Raw genomic sequence first — 762 nt, 5'->3', positions numbered from 1 at the left:
TTTGGAGATAAAAAAGATTTTACCATAGAATTTATTGAAAAAAGGCATTCTAAACAAGAAATCCAAAATTTTCTAAAAAAAGAGACAAGAAATGAATTTTTTAGAAAGGCTCCTTGAGAAATATAAAGAAAGAGGTGAGCTTATAAAATTGCTTCAAGAAATCCAGGATAGCTACGGCTATCTTCCCATTGAGGTATTAAAAATAATTGCAGAAAAGACAAAAATATTCCCCGCTGAGATATTTGGTATAGCAACCTTTTATTCACACTTTAGATTTATTCCACAAGGAAGGCATCTTATCAAAGCCTGCCATGGAACGGCCTGCTTTGTAAGTGGGGCAGAAAAAATATCAAGTGCATTAGAGGAATTGCTTAAGATAAAAGAGAAAGAAACAACAAAAGATGGTTTATTTTCATTAGACAAGGTTGCCTGTCTTGGGTGTTGCAGCCTTGCTCCTTGTATAATGATCGACAAAAAGGTCTATGGAAGGCTTAAGACTAAGGATATAGAAAAAATATTAAAAGATTACAAATGAAAGCAATCATCGGGATGGGAAGCTGTGGGATTGCTGCCGGGGCAGAGGAAATTTTTGAGCTCTTTAAAAGAAAGGGGATTCCCACCGCAAAAACAGGTTGCCTTGGGCTTTGCTATTTAGAGCCTATTGTTGAGATAATTGAGGAAAATAAAAAAACAACCTACCGCAATGTAAGAGAAGGGCTAGCAAGAAAAATTATAAACAAAGAATCAATTGAAGAATACATT

2 protein-coding genes are annotated in these 762 nt (G+C 34.9%); both read left to right on the top strand.

Translation table 11 applies throughout. The annotated features are described in order from the left end of the window. The first annotated feature begins 91 nt into the window (after positions 1 to 91). Entirely contained in the window at positions 92 to 535 is a 444-nt protein-coding gene (gene nuoE, locus AB1397_05030) for an NADH-quinone oxidoreductase subunit NuoE (protein ID MEW6482347.1), read from the top strand. Continuing rightward, positions 532 to 762 (top strand): (2Fe-2S) ferredoxin domain-containing protein (locus tag AB1397_05025; protein ID MEW6482346.1); only part of this gene is annotated, 231 nt, incomplete at its 3' end. The genes nuoE and AB1397_05025, both read left to right, overlap by 4 nt.

This window comes from bacterium (assembly GCA_040756715.1).
In the GTDB taxonomy this organism is placed as follows: Bacteria; UBA9089; UBA9088; order UBA9088; family UBA9088; genus JBFLYE01.
Note: the sequence above shows the minus strand (reverse complement) of the source record. Positions and strands in the feature narration are given on the sequence as shown.

Bases quoted from the DNA above. Each gene is read 5' to 3' on its own strand.
- nuoE (MEW6482347.1), top strand. From the start codon at position 92: ATGAATTTTTTAGAAAGGCTCCTTGAGAAATATAAAGAAAGAGGTGAG.